This is a genomic window from Saccharothrix tamanrassetensis (assembly GCF_014203665.1).
In the GTDB taxonomy this organism is placed as follows: Bacteria; Actinomycetota; Actinomycetes; order Mycobacteriales; family Pseudonocardiaceae; genus Actinosynnema; species Actinosynnema tamanrassetense.
Genome location: NZ_JACHJN010000001.1, coordinates 438,961 through 453,891, shown reverse-complemented (window position 1 = coordinate 453,891; position 14,931 = coordinate 438,961). Strand labels below are relative to the sequence as shown.

The 14,931-nt window shown below is 71.7% G+C and carries 12 protein-coding genes and 1 pseudogene; 7 read left to right on the top strand and 6 right to left on the bottom strand.

The window, feature by feature from the left end:
- Positions 1-21: 21 nt before the first annotated feature.
- Positions 22-885: an alpha/beta fold hydrolase gene (locus FHS29_RS01840; protein WP_184687581.1), complete on the top strand. Its 864-nt coding sequence runs from the start codon at positions 22-24 to the stop codon at positions 883-885.
- 99 nt (positions 886-984) lie between these two features.
- Here the strand turns inward: FHS29_RS01840 and FHS29_RS36515 are convergent, their stop codons facing one another.
- Positions 985-1,650: a hypothetical protein gene (locus tag FHS29_RS36515; protein ID WP_246439765.1), complete on the bottom strand. Its 666-nt coding sequence runs from the start codon at positions 1,648-1,650 to the stop codon at positions 985-987.
- Positions 1,651-2,207: 557 nt separating this feature from the next.
- Positions 2,208-2,765 (bottom strand): annotated as a pseudogene (locus tag FHS29_RS38415) (alpha/beta fold hydrolase); the annotation flags it as partial.
- Between the two features lie 940 nt (positions 2,766-3,705).
- Between FHS29_RS38415 and FHS29_RS38015 the strand changes: the two are divergent.
- The 3 genes from FHS29_RS38015 to FHS29_RS01820 all read left to right on the top strand — a co-directional run bounded on the left by FHS29_RS38015 (position 3,706) and on the right by FHS29_RS01820 (position 6,254).
- Positions 3,706-4,368 (top strand): MOSC domain-containing protein, encoded by a 663-nt coding sequence (locus tag FHS29_RS38015; protein ID WP_312864698.1) that lies wholly within the window; start codon positions 3,706-3,708, stop codon positions 4,366-4,368.
- A gap of 561 nt (positions 4,369-4,929) precedes the next feature.
- On the top strand, positions 4,930-5,868 hold the full coding sequence (locus tag FHS29_RS01825; RefSeq protein WP_184687580.1) for a hypothetical protein: 939 nt from the start codon (positions 4,930-4,932) through the stop codon (positions 5,866-5,868).
- A complete protein-coding gene (locus FHS29_RS01820) occupies positions 5,868-6,254 on the top strand; it encodes a hypothetical protein (protein ID WP_184687579.1) in 387 nt (128 codons plus the stop codon). The genes FHS29_RS01825 and FHS29_RS01820 overlap by 1 nt, the downstream gene beginning before the upstream one ends.
- A gap of 322 nt (positions 6,255-6,576) precedes the next feature.
- Here the strand turns inward: FHS29_RS01820 and FHS29_RS01815 are convergent, their stop codons facing one another.
- Positions 6,577-8,172, bottom strand: coding sequence for a DHA2 family efflux MFS transporter permease subunit (locus FHS29_RS01815; protein WP_184687578.1), 1,596 nt, complete (start codon positions 8,170-8,172; stop codon positions 6,577-6,579).
- 106 nt (positions 8,173-8,278) lie between these two features.
- Between FHS29_RS01815 and FHS29_RS01810 the strand changes: the two genes are divergently transcribed.
- Entirely contained in the window at positions 8,279-8,851 is a 573-nt protein-coding gene (locus tag FHS29_RS01810; RefSeq protein WP_312864697.1) for a MerR family transcriptional regulator, read from the top strand.
- A complete protein-coding gene (locus FHS29_RS01805; protein WP_184687577.1) occupies positions 8,848-11,283 on the top strand; it encodes a VIT domain-containing protein in 2,436 nt (811 codons plus the stop codon). Before FHS29_RS01810 ends, FHS29_RS01805 begins: the two co-directional genes overlap by 4 nt.
- Positions 11,284-11,560: 277 nt before the next feature.
- Here the strand turns inward: FHS29_RS01805 and FHS29_RS01800 are convergent, their stop codons facing one another.
- The 3 genes from FHS29_RS01800 to FHS29_RS01790 form a co-directional block, all read right to left on the bottom strand.
- Positions 11,561-12,598, bottom strand: coding sequence for an aliphatic amidase (locus FHS29_RS01800; RefSeq protein ID WP_184687576.1), 1,038 nt, complete (start codon positions 12,596-12,598; stop codon positions 11,561-11,563).
- Complete coding sequence (locus FHS29_RS01795; RefSeq protein WP_184687575.1) at positions 12,598-13,224, bottom strand: AmiS/UreI family transporter; 627 nt, start codon at positions 13,222-13,224, stop codon at positions 12,598-12,600. The genes FHS29_RS01800 and FHS29_RS01795 overlap by 1 nt, the downstream gene beginning before the upstream one ends.
- Positions 13,225-13,310: 86 nt before the next feature.
- On the bottom strand, positions 13,311-14,384 hold the full coding sequence (locus FHS29_RS01790) for a substrate-binding domain-containing protein (RefSeq protein WP_246439763.1): 1,074 nt from the start codon (positions 14,382-14,384) through the stop codon (positions 13,311-13,313).
- Between the two features lie 79 nt (positions 14,385-14,463).
- On the opposite strand from FHS29_RS01790, the gene FHS29_RS01785 reads away from it, so the two are divergent.
- Positions 14,464-14,859 carry a MarR family winged helix-turn-helix transcriptional regulator gene (locus FHS29_RS01785; protein ID WP_312864696.1) on the top strand — a complete coding sequence of 132 codons (396 nt, stop codon included), beginning with the start codon at positions 14,464-14,466 and terminating at the stop codon, positions 14,857-14,859.
- The last annotated feature ends 72 nt before the right edge of the window (positions 14,860-14,931 follow it).

Sequence of the window (14,931 nt, the reverse complement as noted above, 5' to 3'; positions counted from 1 at the left end):
TGCGAGAGGAACTGCCCGATCATGCCCGACGAACCCGGTGACTACGCACCCACCAACGGCATCCGGCTGTGGTACCGCGACGAGGGTGACGCCGACGGAGATCCGCTGCTGCTGATCATGGGGTTGAACTCCCAGCTGATCCTGTGGCCCGACGAGTTCGTCGCGGCGCTCGGCGAGCGGGGCTTCCGGGTGATCCGCTTCGACAACCGGGACTGCGGGCTGTCGGACAAGATCGCGGGCACCATCCAGCCCGGTGGCAAACCGGCGTACCACCTGGTCGACATGGCCGCCGACACCGTCGGACTGCTCGACCACCTGGGCATCCAGCGGGCGCACGTGGTCGGCGCGTCGATGGGTGGCATGATCGCGCAGCTCGTCGCCATCCACCACGCGGACCGGGTCGCCACCCTGTGCTCGATCATGAGCACCACCGGCGACCGCAGGGTCGGCCAACCGACGTTCGAGGCCGCCCTGGCCCTGTTGGAACCCACGCCCGTCGAACGCGAAGCGGCCATCGACCACATCGCGAACATCTACCGGATCATCGGCTCGAAGACCCACGCCGACACCGAGCAGCCTTACCGCCGGCAGTCCGCCGAGGCCTCCTACGACCGCGCTTTCCACCCACAGGGCGCCAAACGCCAGTTCGCCGCGATCGCGAACGCCGTGGACCGCACCCCGAAGCTGCGCGAACTCGACATCCCGACCGCCGTCATCCACGGTGTCGAGGACAGCCTGATCAACGTCAGCGGCGGCCAGGCCACCCATCGTGAGATCTCCGGCTCGACCTACCTCGAACTCCCCGACATGGGCCACGACCTGCCGCGTCCCCTGTGGCCGGAGGTCCTCGACACCATCGAGGCCAACGCTCGCAAGGGCGCCTGACGACCTGGTGTGAACGGCCAGGACCGCGGTTTCGCCGCTGCGGTCCTGGCCGACGTGTCAGCCGAGGCGTTCGCACCACGCGCCGGTGTCCCGGCCGGCTCACGAGTTCCGCAGCGCTGCGGTGAACGGCACGCCGTCCGCCGTTCCGGTGACCACCACGACGTCCCTCGGTTCGAACGGTCGCCAGGCCGGCTGGAAGGTGTGGCCGTCCGAGGTGGTGAGGTCGGCGGTCGCGGAGCCGCCGGTCGACGGGTCGGGGAGGCGGATCTCGCCGGACACCGCGATGTCGGCGGTGTAGCGGTCGGCGTCGAGCACGATCCGTCGACCGGGGTCGTCGAAGGTGACCGTACCGCCGCGTAGTCCGGGCTGGGGTGGTGCGGTGGGCGGCGGGGTGATGCCGGGATTGCGACGGGCGGTGGCGTCGGCGGCGGTGGCGTACGCGGTGGCCAGGCCGGGCACGTGGGTCGGCGGCAGCTCGTCACTGGTGCGGGGGAACCGCCCGAGGGCGCGGTAGGTCTCGGCGCTGCAGGTCGAATGGACGGGGCGCGACGGGTCCGCGATGAAGGTGCGGGCCCGTTCGGCGAGGCATTCCCCGTAGGGGCCGACGCCGTACAGGGTGGCCGAGTGACCGCCGAACGGCACCGCCATCGCCCTGCCGCGGGGGAACTTCCCGGCGAGTGCCCTGGCGTCGGCCGCGAAGTCGCTGTCCAGCGTGCCGCCGATGGCCGGCACCGGGATGTCCGGGTACGGCTTCCCGGACGGCACGGGCGGGGACGGGCGCGGGGTGGGCCAGTGGGCGCACCAGTCCTCGATGTAGCCCGCACCACCGGGGGTGGCCTCGGAGGCGGCGGTCGTTCCGGGTGGGCACGCCGGTACTCGGCGAGCTGCGTGCGGCGGGTCTCGGTCGTGGCCAGGCGGTCGTACGGGAACGCGGTGTCGGCGCACAGGTAGGCGAGTGACGCGGTGGCCTGCCGGTAGATGGCGTCCTGCCCGCCGCCGACACCCCCGGGCGGTGGCACCAGCCGGTGCAACGGGGTGGGGTCGCCGGCGAGGTAGGCGGCGATCGCGGCATTGGTCTCGCGACCGAGCACGGGGGAGGACTGGCGCAGCAGGCCGTACACCGCGAACAGGGGCACCTTCGGGTCCGGGTGTCGCTTCAGCAGTGTGACCAGGTCGTCCACTCGGGACGGTGGGGTTCCGGGTAGTGCACGGCAGGAGAAGGACTCCCGGCAGGTCACCGACAACAGCGCGACCTCGGCGTTCTGCTTGGCGCCGAACGAGATCCCGGTGACGTAACCGTTCGCGTCGGTGAGCAGAGGACTGTCCAGCAGCGCAGCGGCGGTCCGCCGGGGATAGCGCGCCGCGTACGCCTGGGCGTCGACCGTGCCGTAGGAGTAGCCGTACAACGTCAGCGCCGGAACGCCGAGCGCCGCGCGGACCGCCTCGATGTCGGCCACCCGTTGATCCGTGGTGAAGAACCTGGTGCGTGGTCCGATCCGGGCGGCGCACCGGCTGATCGTGTCCGGGTCGGCGAGCGTGATGTCCGGGCACACCCAGGGGTTCGCCCCACCGAAACCCCGGCGTTCGACCACCAGCAGGTCGTGGGTCCGGCGTCGGGTGCCGAGCGTCCGTTCGAACGCCGGGGTGGCCACCACGGACGGGCCGGGGCCGCCCGCCAGCCCGGCGACGGTGCCGGCGGACGGCACACCGCGATCGGTGTGCGGCACCCGGGCGAACGTGACCGGGATCCGTTCCGAGTGCGGGTCGGACCAGTCCAACGGGACCTGGATCGTCCCGTCGCACCGCTGCTCGGCGGTAGCGCACGGGTGCAGGGCGGTCGCTGCGGCGGGGACGGCGGGGGCGGCGGGGGTGGTCGTCATCAGGGCGGTGCCGGCGAGGATCGCTCGGATGCTCATGCACCCATGGTGGCGCAGGACGAGGCGGGTCCGCGACAAAGCCGTGACGAAGCATTCCAGCGCGGTCGGCGCGGAAATTCCGGGTGATGTGGAGAATCGGGAGACCGTGATCGTCCATGTCGCGACGACTTGATTCGGGATCTGCTTTTGTTGTGCGCGGGGGGATGGGATGTCAACGGCTTCCAAGGAGTGGACGTTCACCGACCGCCCTTGTGCCCCGGCACCGGCCTTGCCTACGGTTGGCTCGCACGCCATAAGGTCGCTTGTGGCACCGGGAGAAGCCGGAGGTGGAGAACGGTGGTCCGGTCCCGCACCCCGCTGTTGTGCTCCCGTCGGCACATCGACTTCGGTCTGTTCCACGGCGCGGCCTGTAGCGGCTGAGCACGTCCACTCGACGGTCCGTACTCGTCCCGGTCGCGGTGCCGTGCGGAGAGCAGGGTCTCCGCTCACGGTGTTCCGCTCCCGACCGGGTGTTCGCCCGATTCTCCGGGCACGAGACGGGCCGGACGGGAAACCGTGCCGGGTGCGGACGGCGACCTCCAAGGCGCCGATCACTTCAGTGGCACGAGTTTCCCGTGAGGTGGTGCGGACCCCGGAGGCCATACGCAAGCGGCTTCCGGGTCCGCACCCCCCCTTTTTTTCGGAACTGTGCGTCTTGTCTTCGGTGGTTCCCCGTGGCGTTGCTTTTCACGTGCCAACTCGGTCCACAGTGGAGTATCGGCGTCCGATACTTCCGGCACTCGTGACACTTACCGGGTTGACCGCGCTCGGTGGCGTGTGCCAGCATCCGGCGACGGGGTCGAGAGGCGCTGCGACGGACTTGGTCCGCCACGCTCGACCCCAGCACGTGGCACAAGGGCGCCTCCAGTCGAGCGGAGGCGTAGTGTCCACTGTGGTTGGTCGAGTGGTTGCTGTGCACCGGTACCCGGTGAAGTCGATGGCGGGCGAGAGCCTGGAACACGCCGACGTGTCGTGGCACGGACTGGCGGACGACCGCCGGTGGGGCTTCGTGCGGGACGGCCAGGTGCGCAACGGTTTCCCGTGGCTCACGCTGCGCCGGCGCCCCGAACTGGTGCTGTACCGCCCGCGCCTGCTGGACAGGTCGGACGTCGTGGTGCGCACACCCGCGGGCGCGGAGTACGACGTCGCGGATCCCGGACTGGCCGCGCTGCTCGGCGGCCGTGCCATGAAGCTGGACCGGGGCGTGTTCGACTCGGCGGCGGTGTCGCTGCTCACCGTCCAGAGCGCGGCGGCCGTGGGTTCCGCCGACGCCCGCCGGTTCCGACCGAACGTGCTGATCGACGCCGCCGGCGACTTCCCGGAGGACGCGTGGGTCGGCACGACGGTGACGATCGGGGACGTCGTGCTGCGCGTGGACCGCAAGGACAGGCGGTGCGGGGTGGTGTCGGTAGACCCGGACACCGGCCGCCGCGACTCGTCGGTGCTGCGGACCATCGCGGCCCACCACGACATGACGCTCGGCGTGTACGCCTCGGTCGTCGTGCCTGGTCGTGTGGCGGTGGGGGACGCGGTGGTGCCGGCTCGGCGGCCGGCGCTGTCGGGCTAGTGGATGGTCCCGGCTCCGCCGGCGGCGGCCACACCCGCACTGGGGCGGGGGACCGGGAAGGCGGTGCCCTCCGGACGGCACGGCCTCACCCGGTCCCGACCCGAGTCGGGTGTACCCCTCTGGAACGTCCGACCCGCCCCGATCGTGCACCGGCGGGGTTTGGGGAAACCTTGGCGGGGCACGACCTGGCAGGTGGGCGGTCATGTAGTGCGTGCGCAACAGCTGTTGTGGTGACACACAGTCAGTGTTCGGTCTCCGTAGCGGTGACGGTCCTGGGCCATCAGGTGCTTTCCGGTCGTCCGGTCGGTGACCGAGGCGTTCGGAGGGCGGGACGTCGCACGATCGGGTGACCCTTGGCCGAGTGGTGGTGTGGGTGGGTCATGTTTGGGGGTAGCTTCTCGTCCGGCGGTTGCGGCCGCCGCTGAGGCTCCTCCGGCCCGGACGGAGTGGGTGCCTCCGAAGCTCGCCGAACGGCGTCCACCGCGATCGTGACGACAGTCGAGCTGCGTCGAACCCCGGAGTGCGGCAGCGTCGGCCGGGCGATGCTCGCGGAGGGTTCTCGTGTCGATGGAAGTGGTGGGCGCTTCGGCCGCTCACGACGAGAAGCTCGGCTGGTGCCTGGGCAGCAGGCCCAACATGGTGCGCCGGCAGGGGCGGCGCGGCCCGGGCGACCTGCTCGTGCCGTCCGCGCCGAGCCGCGCGCAGGCCGAGCTGGAAGCGGCGGTGCTGTCGGCGGTGACGCGGACGATGGCCGGGATGCGCCGTCGGGCTCGGGCGCTGCGGCCGACGCTGCTGGTGCGACGGGTGCGGGTGGACGGCGGTCCGCTCGCGCTGGAGGTGCCGGCGGCGGCGGTCGGCGACCTGCTGGCCGAGGTGCTGCCCGCGGTGGTGGGCGACCAGCTGATCGGGATCGCCGGGGTCCGCCCGGCTCCCGGCCGGGAGCACCTGGACCTGCGCGTGCTGGACGGCCGGGCCGCGGTCCGGCTGCTCGGCGTGACCAGGTCCCGGTGGCGTGAAGTGGCGGGGCAGCTCGCGGGCAACGGTGAACCGGTGTGGCGCGACGCCCGGCACGAGCGGCACGACCGGGAACGCGCCGAGCCGGACGACCGCCTTCCCGTGCCGGTGCTCAGCGGGGTGTTGCGGCGGCTGCCGCTGTTGAGCGGTGCCGCCTGGCTGACCACGGTGGTGCGACCCGACTCGGCGGAGTTGTACTGGCGTGGCGGTCCGCGTGGCGAGGTCATCGCGGCGATCCTGGCCGACTCGTGCTGCCGCATCCCGGACACGTCCGCCGTCGGGTACGCCTTGCCCGACAACGGAGTGCGTGGCGTGCGGCTGTCGGCGGTCGAGGTCGGCGGCACCGGCTGGCGCGGTGAGCCGGAGTGGGCGTGGGGGGAGTGGCTCGCCGTGACCGTTCCCGGTCCCGCCCTGCTCGAAAGCGCGGCACGGGCCGACGCGGCGGTGCCGAGTGGTGTGCTGCCCAGCTGTGGGAGCAGAACCTGATGCGCGACGCGTTGGCACGCCGCGAGATCGGCCCGGTCTACCGGCTGCTGCGCCGCCAGGGCGTGTCGGTCGAGCGCATCGTCGCGTTGACCGGGCAGTCGCCGCAGGACGTCTCGGCGGCCATCGACGGCCGGCCGGTGCGGGACTACGACACGCTGTGCCGGATCGCCGAAGGCCTCGGCGTGCCCAAGGGGTACATGGGCCTGGCCCATGACGAACGCCCCACCGGATCGGGTCGTCACTGCGATTGCGACGAGGCCGTCAAACGCCGGAGGTTCCTCGAACACGCGGCGAGGGTGACGGTCTGCTCGGCGGTCCTGGACTCGGAGCTCCCGCTGTGGGACGGCGGTCACGGTGCGAGCTGCCGGTCCGGGCTGCCCGCCTAGGTCAGCCGATCGCTTTTTCCTTCCGCTACCACGAAAGTAGGACGATGGTGTGCTGTGATTCCGCGGTTTCGTTCGCGCTGTTCGCCTTTCCGATGTGGATGGCGGTCTTCACCGCCCTGTGGGCGCGGTCGCCACGACGGCGGGCCGACGCCTGGCGAGTGCTGACGACGATGATGAGCTGCCCGGCGGTCCGTCCGGTCTGAACCGCCGAGCCCGAACCCGAACCGTCAGGCCTCACGCCTCGGGCTTGAGCGGTCGGTGCGCACGGTGTCGCCGGGCCGGCGGTGGTCCGGCGACACCTGCTCGACGGTCGCCGCAACGGTCACCGTCGACCGGCGGTCTCCGGCTGGGGCGTGACGCGGCGAAGCATCGCGGCCGACACGATGCCGAGCAGCAGCACCGCGATCGGCAGGAGCAGCGTGGCGCGGACGGCGTCGGTCAGGCCCGCTTCGACGGCCTGGGAGGCGAGGCGGGCGGCCTGCGCGGCGACGTCCGGTGGCAGGCCGGGGATGGCGGTCTGCCCGCCCGTCGAGCCGAACTCGCCCGCACCCGCCGCCGCCTCGGCGATGGCCCGGGTGAACGGCGCCCGGTAGGGCTCGGGCAACTGCTCGGCGGCGACGGCCGCCTCGTGCGCGGTCGACGTGCTGATCCGGGCCTGGAGCAGCACGCCGATCGCGGCGCTGCCCAGGACACCGCCGACCTGGCGGGAGGTGTTGAAGATGCCCGACGCGGTGCCGGCCAGCCGGGGCGGCACGCTGCTCATCGTCAGGTTGCTCATCGGCGAGAAGATGCAGCCGATGCCCAGTCCGCTGACCAGCAGCGCCGGGATGAGCGCCCACGGGCTGGTGTCCGGCCGGGCCTGGAGCGAGATGATGCCCATGCCCGCGGCGAGCAGGGCGAGTCCGGCGATCACCAGGTAGCGGCCGTCGACCCGGTCCGAGGCGCGGCCCACGAACGGCGCGGCGATCCCGGACAGCAGCGACATCGGCGCGGTCAGCAGGCCGGCCATGGTGGGGCTCAGCCCCAGCACCGTCTGGATGTAGATGATCAACGGCAGGAACATGCCGGTCATCGTGAAGCCGACGGTGGCGGCGGTGAGCGTGCCCGCGGAGAAGTTGCGGTCGCCGAACACGGCCAGCGGCAACAGCGGCTCGCGCTTGTTGTAGCGCTGCCACAGCACGAACGCGACGAGCAGCACCACCCCCGCGCCGATGATCTCGAAGACCGTGATGCCGCCGACGACGGTGCCCCACTGGTGGTGCTGGCCGTTCTGCACGCCGAACACCACACAGGACAGGCCCGCCGCCGACAACAGGATGCCCGGCACGTCGAACGAGTGCGAGTTGCGCGGTTGCCAGTCGGGCACCAGCAGCACGGTCAACACGACCGCGACGACGCCGATCGGCACGTTGACGAAGAAGATCCACTCCCAGCCGAGGTGGTCGACCAGGAAGCCCCCGAGCAGCGGGCCGGTGATCGTCGCCAGACCCGCCACACCACCCCACAGGCCCATGGCCGTGCCCCGTTCGGCGGGTGGGAACAGGTGCGTGATGAACGCCAGCGTCTGGGGGGTCATCAGCGCGGCGCCCAGGCCCTGCACGGCGCGGGCGACGATGAGCATCTCCGCGGTGCCGGACAGACCGCACCACAGCGACGACAACGTGAACACCACCAGCCCCGCCAGGAACACCCGCTTGGGGCCGAACCGGTCGCCCAGTCGGCTGGTGAACAGCATCGGCACGGCGTAGGTGAGCAGGTAGACGCTGATCACCCAGACCACCGAGTTCAGCCCGGTGTCCAGCTCGCGCAGCATGTCCGGCACCGCGATGGACACGATGGTGGTGTCCAGCAGGATCATGAAGAAGCCCAGGCAGAGCGCACTGAGCGCGGCCCACGGACTGGTACGTCGAGTGTTCATGGTCTTCCGATCGTCGGTCAGCCGACCGGTCTACGCCACTCACGAACCGACTGTTGTCTGACACTGCAACATTGACAGTGTCAGTTCGGGCGCGCACGATGGGCACGTGGACGACGAGCTGTGGACGATCGAGCAGCTTCCGGAGCGGGTCGCCGCGCTGCTGGCGGAGAACTACGACGGGCAGCGCAGCGGCCGGGTGCGGGAGTTGCCGAACGGTCGCGCCATCCGGTGGTACACGACCATCGGACTGGTCGACCGCCCGACCGCCCACAAGGGGCGGACCGCCCTGTACGGACGGCGACAGCTGCTCCAGATCGTCGCGGTGAAGAAGCTGCAGGCGGCCGGGCACTCACTGGCCGAGATCCAGTCGTTGACGCTCGGCGCCTCGGACTCGAAGCTCGCCGGACTGGCCGGCGTGGACGGTCCGCCCGCGCGGGCGGGAGGGGGGTTCTGGAAGGAGCGGCCGGCTGCCGCGCCGATCGCGCCACCGCGCCCCGCCGGCACTGTCGAGGTGGTCCCGAGCTTCCGCCTGAATGACAGTGTCACCGTGGTGCTCGGTTCCGCCGGGCGGCTGCCCGACGCGGAGGAGTTGGCCGAGATCGAAGCCGCCGCGGCACCCCTGCTGGACCTGCTCGCCCGCCTGGGCCTGGACCCGACCACCGGAGAGGACGACCAATGAGCACCCCCATCGAGGTGATCGACGCCGTGGCCCGGCCCGCTGCCGCCGCCGACGACGGCCTCGGCTGTCTGCGCACCGAGCGTGGCAACCTGCCGCTGGAAGCGGTCGACGTGCGCGCCTCGATCACCGGCCTCGCGTCGCAGACCACGATCACGCAGACCTTCCACAACCCGCACGACCAGCCCCTCGAAGCGACCTACATCTTCCCGCTGCCGTCCCGCTCCGCGGTGACCGCGCTGCGGATGGAGGCCGACGACCGGGTGGTCGAAGGGGTGCTCAAGGAGCGCGGCGAGGCGCGTGCCGACTACGACCAGGCCATCGCCACGGGCAAGCGCGCCGCCATCGCCGAGGAGGAACGGCCGGGGGTGTTCACCACCCGCGTCGGCAACGTCATGCCGGGGGAGCGGATCACCGTGCGGCTGACGCTGGCCGGGACGCTGGCGTACGAGGACGACGCGGCGACGTTCCGGCTGCCTCTGGTCGTCGCGCCCCGCTACATCCCCGGTACGCCCTTGGAAGGCGGCCAGGTCGGTGACGGCGTGGCCGTGGACACCGACGCGGTGCCGGACGCGTCGCGGATCAGCCCGCCGGTGCTGCTGCCCGGATTCCCCAACCCCGTGCGACTGTCGCTGGAGGTGGACGTCGACACGGCGGGCCTGCCTCCCGCGACGCCCTCGGCGAGCCTGCACGCCACCGTGACGGAGCAGACCGCGAGCGGGTTCCGGGTGAAGGTCCGGCCGGGCTCCCGGGTGGACCGGGACTTCCTGCTGCGGCTGGAGTTCGCCGATGACGACGCGGTCCGCACGTCGCTGGCCGTGCGGCCGGACGAGGGCGGGACGGCGGGGACGTTCGCGCTGACCGTGCTGCCGCCCAGGTCCGACGCCGCCACGCGCGGGCGGGACGTGGTGCTGGTGCTGGACCGCTCCGGCTCGATGGACGGCTGGAAGATGGTGGCCGCGCGCCGGGCGGCGGGGCGGATCGTCGACAGCCTGACGACGGGGGACCGGTTCGCGGTGCTCGCGTTCGACAACGTGGTGGACACACCCGGCGGACTGCCGGCCGGTCTGGTCGACGCGACCGACCGCAACCGCTACCGGGCCGTGGAGTTCCTGGCGGGCCTGGACGCCCGTGGCGGCACGGAGATGCCGGCGCCGCTGCACCAGGCCGCCGACCTGCTGGGCGTGGCCGGGGAACGGGAACGCGTGCTCGTCCTGGTGACCGACGGCCAGGTCGGCGACGAGGACCGGTTGCTGCGCGAGCTGGCGACCCCGCTCTCCGGCGTGCGCGTGCACACCGTGGGCATCGACCGGGCGGTGAACGAGGCGTTCCTGCACCGGCTGGCCGGCACCACGGGCCGCTTCGAGCTGGTCGAGTCGGAGGACCGGCTGGACGAGGCGATGCGCGGCATCCACCGGCGCATCGGCGCACCGGTCCTGACCGGCTTGACCGTGCGGTCCGCCGGCCTGGGCCTGGACGCCGGGTCACTGGCGCCGTGGCCGCTTCCCGACCTGTTCCACGGTGCGCCCGTGGTGGTCACCGGCCGCTACACCGGCGAGGCGGGCGGTGTGGAGCTGTCCGGCGACCACGGGTGGCGGCAGCAGTTGACGGCCGTGGCGAGTGACAACCCGAGCCTGGCCGCGCTGTGGGCGCGGGCCCGTGTGCGCGACCTGGAAGACCGGTACGTCGTGGGTCGCGGCGACCTGGCGGAGCTGGAACGCCGGATCGTGGCGACGTCACTGGAGTTCGGCGTCCTGTCCAGGTTCACCGCGTTCGTGGCCGTCGACTCCCGCGTGGTCAACGAGTCCGGACAGGTCCACCGCGTGACGCAGCCGGTGGAATCACCCGACGGCTGGGCTCCGACCGGCGGTGTGTTCGGCGGTGGAGGCTACGGTGCGCCGCCCCCGCCGGTCGCGATGTCCGCTCCGGCGCACTTCGCCCCGCCTGCCGGTGCGCCCGCCGCCGGCCGGCCGGCTCCCGCGCCGCGCCGGATGAGCGTGTCCGCCGAGGCGCCGGCAGTGGCGAAGCGCGCGGACACGGCGCCTGCTCCGCACGAGTCGGACGTGCCCGCGTTCCTGGAGCCGACGCCCGCCCAGCCCCCACGGTCGCCGAGCCCGATGCCCGTGCCGCCGCAGCCCGTGCGGCCCGCGCCGGCGGAGCCGTTGGCGCGGTTCGTGGTTCGTGAACTGGAGGTCCTGCGCCGCGCGGACGCCACCGACGCGGACCGCGCCCTGGCCCACCTGGCCGCGGAGATCAACCGCCTCCACCCGGCCTGGACCACGGCGGGCGAACCCGTGGAGCACGTGCGAACCCTGCGGGAACTGGCCGAGACCCTGGCCACCCCGACCACCGAGCCGGCTCGACGCCTCCAGCAGGCGATCACCACCCTGGAAGGGCTCACCGCACCGCGTCGGGCGCGGTTCTGGAAGCGCTGAGGGACCAGGCCGCCGGGTGGCACCGATTGGTTCCGGCACCTCACCGCACCCCCGGCGAGCAGGGGAACAAGGAGCGGTGCCTGCGGGCAACGCGGTGCTACCCGACCGGGACGTACGCTGTCTCGCTCCCGACGCTGCTGCCGGACCGCGTGTGGGGCGGAGCCTGAACGACCGGAGCACGGCCGGCGGGTAGGCCTCGAACGGACCCGTCGCCGGCACGAGCAGCACGGGGGACCGCCGTCCCGGTACCAGGGCGGTACCGGGACGGCGGGGAAGCCTAGGACTGCCTGCGTTGCTCGACCGGTAGGTCGCCCACGCGGCAGTCGGCGACGCCGACCGTGTCGCGGGTGATCGACTCCACGTTCTCCTGGGCCTTCGTGGCGTCGTTCACCCAGGTCTTGTAGAAGTCGAACGGGCAGTCGGCCATGCCCTTGTCGCCGTCGCCGGCCGCGTGCACGCCGGAGTAGCCGCGGTGCAGGAGCTTGAAGAGGTGGTTCTGGGACTGGTCGAAGTGCCGGGCGTCGCGGATCGCCGACACGGACAGCTGCGCGTACTGGATGCCGTACTCCTCCTCGCCGGTCTCGCCGAGGGTGCGGCCGTCGAAGCCGATGATCGCCGAGTGGCCGAAGTACGAGTACACGCCGTCGAAGCCGGCGGCGTTGGCCACCGCCACGTAGCAGTTGTTGGCCCACGCCATCGCCTTGGCCATCAGCACCTGCTGGTCCTTGGCCGGGTACATGTAGCCCTGGCAGCGCACGATCAGCTCCGCGCCCTTCATCGCGCAGTCCCGCCAGATCTCCGGGTAGTTGCCGTCGTCGCAGATGATCAGCGAGACCTTCAGGCCCTTCGGGCCGTCGGTGACGTAGGTGGTGTCACCGGGGTACCAGCCCTCGATCGGGCACCACGGCAGGATCTTGCGGTACCGCTGCACGATCTCGCCGGCGTTGTTGATCAGCACGAGGGTGTTGTAGGGCGGCTTGTGCGGGTGCTCCTCGTGCCGTTCGCCGGTGATCGAGAAGACGCCCCACGTGTCGGCCTCGCGACAGGCGGCGGAGAAGATCTCGGTCTCCTCACCGGGGATCGAGGCGGCGGTGTCGTACATCTCGCCGGGGTCGTACATGATGCCCTGGGTCGAGTACTCCGGGAACACCACCAGGTCCATGCCGGGCAGGCCGGTCTTCATGCCCACCACCATCTCGGCGATCTTGCGCGCGTTGTCGAGCACCTCGGCCTTGGTGTGCAGCCGGGGCATCTTGTAGTTCACCACCGCGACGCCGACGGTGTCGGGGCTGGCAGAGATGTCTCCGTGTCGCATCAGCTCTCCTTGGCCAGAACGGGTTGGGGGACGAACGACTTGCGCTGCGCCGCCAGCACGGCGGCGAGTGCGACCAGCGCGACGGCCAGCCCGGCGGCGAGCAGTCCGGTGCCGGTGTCCGAGCGCAGCGAGCCGGTCAGTGCGAGGAACGCCGGCAAGGTGCAGGTCGGCTGGCTCAGCAGCACCACCGCCCACCCGGTGAACCGGGTCAGCCTCTCCTCGCCGAGGCCGAACACCAGGAAGAACAACGCCCAGAGCAGCGCCCACGACAGCCAGATCACGCCGAACACCGGATCGCCGTTGCGGAAGAACGAGATCCCGGCGTACACCACCGCGGCCGCCGCCACGAACAGCGAGAACCAGCCGATGCCCTCCGGTTCGATCCCGGCCAGGTTCACGATGCCGACGTACAGGTAGGTGAAGCCGAACAGGTACAGGCCGGACGCGGCGAGCACGGCGTCCGCGTCGCCGTCCGCCTGGATGATCAGCACGGTCGGTATGACGCACTGGAGGGCGCCGACGAACAGGTTCAGCGCGGCGGCGGATCGGACGGGCACCTTGCCGAGCAGCGCCATGCCGTTGACCAGCAGCACGGCACCGACGTAGAGCAGGCCGACGTTGCTCATCGCGCCTCCGTATTTGCTCCACTTGTAATATTTTCAAGTGAAGGTAAATGGCCGGAAGGGGCTCGTCAAGGGGCCCGGCCGGCCGATCAGAGGCGGGTGATCACGTCGAAGTCGTAGCCGTCGGCGACGGCCAGGTGCACGTACTGCTCGGCCTGCTGCCCGCGGAACTCCACCGTCCCGCGTGGACCGTGGTAGGCGACGCCGTCGATGGCCGCGTTCAGCTCGGGCAGGCGCGCGGTGCCCGCCCGGCGCACCAGGCTCGCGAGCGTGCGGAGCCCCTCGTAGCAGGACTCCGCGGCGTTGTTCAGCGCGGGCGCCGATGTCCCGTGCAGGCCGACGTAGCGGCCCAGCAGGTCCATGGCGTCGGCGTTCACCATGGACCGGAAGTACGCCGCCGAGACGAACAGGTTGCGGGTCGCGCCGAGGCCGCTGGCCAGCAGCATGTTCTCCTCCATCAGCGGGCTGAACCGCACCAGCCGCTCGTGCAGGCCGCGGGCCGCGAACCGCCGGTTGAACTCGACCGCGTCCTGCCCGACCAGCAGCATCAGCACGCCGTCGCACGAGGACCGCTCGACCTGCCGGACCAGCGGGGTCGCGTCGCCGACACCCAGGCGCACGAACGCCTCGCCCACGATCCGCAGGTCGAGCTGCTGCGCGTACCGGCGGACCGCGGCGGCGGACGTGTGCGGCCACACGTAGTCGTCGCCCACCACGAACCAGCGCCGCGCACCCATGTTGTCCCGCAACCACTTCAGCGCGGGAGCGAGCTGCAGCCGGGGCGTCTCGCCGGTGCAGAAGATGCCGGGACGGCGTTCCCCGCCCTCGTACAGCGACGTGTAGACGTACGGCAGGCGTCCCGCCACGACCGGCGCGATCGCGTTGCGCACCGAGGAGATGTGCCAGCCGCTGACCGCGTCCACCCGTCCGGTGTCCACCAGGTCGCGCAGCTCCGCCGCGACCCGCGCGGGCTCGCCGCCGCCGTCCACGACCTCGAACGACACCTCGCGGCCCAGGATGCCGCCCTCGGCGTTGAGTTCGCGCGCGGCGAGTTCGGCGATCGCCTCGCAGGACGGCCCGAACAGACCGGCCGGGCCCTGGAGAGGGATCACCATGGCGACACGCCAGTCGGCGTGGGCGTCTCGCGAGGCGACTCCTGCCATCCGGACACTCTCGACCCTCGGTTTTTACTTTCAGCTGGAAGTCTTACAATCGGTGCCAAGTTCCGCAAGAGGAGGGCCGGTGCCGGACCCGCTGACCAGAGCGCTGACCAGGGCGGTCCGCACGGTGACCGGCCACGTCGAGCAGGTGCTGCGCCCGGAGGGCCTCACGCTCGACCAGTGGCTGGTGCTCGCCGCCCTGGCCGAACAGCGCAGCCTGACCATGACGGAACTGACCGCCCGGACGCCCGCCAGCGGCCCGACCGTGACCCGGGTGGTGGACAAGCTGGTCAGCATCGCGGCGGTGTACCGCGAAGTGGACCCGGAGGACCGCCGCAAGGTCCGGGTGTACCTCAGTCCACGTGGTCGGACGCTGCACAAGCGCCTCGCCGTGAAGGTGGAGGAGGTCGAGCGCGACCTGCTCGGCCAGTCCGGCGCGGGAGTGCTCGACCTGCTGCACCGCCTCGCCGACAGCTGACGGCGCGACCCGGGCGCCACGCGTCGGCCACTCGTCGTGCCCACGACTTCGGGCGCAGGCGTGACCGGTCGG